The sequence below is a fragment of the Cereibacter sediminicola genome (genome assembly GCF_007668225.1).
In the GTDB taxonomy this organism is placed as follows: Bacteria; Pseudomonadota; Alphaproteobacteria; order Rhodobacterales; family Rhodobacteraceae; genus Cereibacter_A; species Cereibacter_A azotoformans.
Map to the genome: position 1 here is coordinate 1 of NZ_VDEK01000099.1, position 1,423 is coordinate 1,423.

A 1,423-nucleotide genomic window follows, 5' to 3' on the forward strand; every position below is an offset into this window, starting at 1 on the left:
GTGTTCATGCGGCCTTACCTCTTTTCAATGCGCCCATGTTGGTGGGAAGCTGCTTGGGCGCAGGCGATGCGGGTATGGCTGTCATGCTGGCTGTTCCCGATGGCTCGGAGGGCTGGGCCGCCCGCATCGCCGCCCTTGATCGACCGCTGATTACGCGATGCCCCTGATGGCTTTGTAAGGCGATGCCGGCGAGACGGGGCATGCGGGTCCGGGGCAACGCGGGAGGATCGCCATGCGGATTTCTGTGGGAATGGATGTCGCCAAGGCGATCCACTGGGCCTGCGCCTTCGACGAGACGGGCCGGACGCTGCTCGACCGGGCAGTGGAGAACACGCCGGAGGCGATCGCCTCCTTCGCGGCCGATCTGCGCACACTGGGCGGCGAGCCGGTCATCGGCCTCGACGTGGTGGGCTCCTTCGCTCATTTCCTCGGCGCGTCGCTCCTGGCCGAGGGCTTCCGCCTCGTCCATGCGCCGGGCATCGCCGTCAATCGGGCGGGCCAAGGCTTTGCCGGGGGCGAGCGCAAGTCCGATCCGCGCGACGCCCGCACCATCGCCGATCTGGTCCGCACCCGCGACCTGCGTCCGATCCTTCCCGACGACGAGACGGTGACGGCGATCCGCCTCAAGGTCGGCCGCCGCCGCGACCTGATCGAGGAGCAGACCCGGCGCCTGAACCGGCTGCGCGGGCTGCTGAGCAGCGTCCATCCGGGGCCGGAGCGTGATCTCGATGTCACCTGCAAGGGGCCGCTCGTGCTGCTGACCCGCTACGTCACGCCCGCCGAGATCCGGCAGGCCGGAAAGCGGCGGATCATGGCGCATCTGGCGAAGACCCCGCATGTGCAGCGTGCCGAGGCGCTGGCCGACCACGCCCTCGCAGCGGCACGCGCCCAGACGCTTGCCGTGCCCGGCGAGACGGCCATGGCCGAGCTGGTCCGGGAGATGGCCACCGAAGCACTCGAAACCAGGACGAAGATCACCCGCCTCGACCGCGATCTGGCGGCCCTGCTCGCCGTCCACCCTGATGGCGCCCTCATCCAGTCGCTGCCGGGGATGGGGGCGGTGCTCGCGGCAGAGTTCATCGCCTGCGTCGGCGACATCCGGCGCTTCCCGTCGGCCGATGCGCTGGCCTCCGCCGCGGGGCTTGCGCCGGTGATCCGGCAGTCGGGAAGAAAGGCAGGCTGGCGGCGCACCTACGGCGGGGACAAGGCCCTCAAACGTGTCTTCTACCAGGGCGCCTTCTGCGCCGTCTGTCGAAAGGACCCGCTCTCCAGGGCGTTCTACGACCGCAAACGGCGCGAAGGAAAACACCACACCCAGGCGCTCATCGCCCTCGCACGCCGACGCGTCACCGTGCTCTGGACCATGCTCCAGACCCGCCAGACCTTCGATCCGCTCAAGAACGCCGCTTGACTTCCGCATTAC

Annotated in this window: 1 protein-coding gene; it reads left to right on the plus strand. The window is 69.2% G+C overall.

The features are described 5' to 3' along the window. Window positions 1-232 precede the first annotated feature (232 nt). Window positions 233-1,411, plus strand: coding sequence for an IS110 family RNA-guided transposase (locus FG154_RS20475; RefSeq protein ID WP_145111975.1), 1,179 nt, complete (start codon window positions 233-235; stop codon window positions 1,409-1,411). The last annotated feature ends 12 nt before the right edge of the window (window positions 1,412-1,423 follow it).

Excerpts from the sequence above, each read along its gene's own strand:
- FG154_RS20475 (WP_145111975.1), top strand. The coding sequence starts at position 233 with ATGCGGATTTCTGTGGGAATGGATGTCGCCAAGGCGATCCACTGGGCC.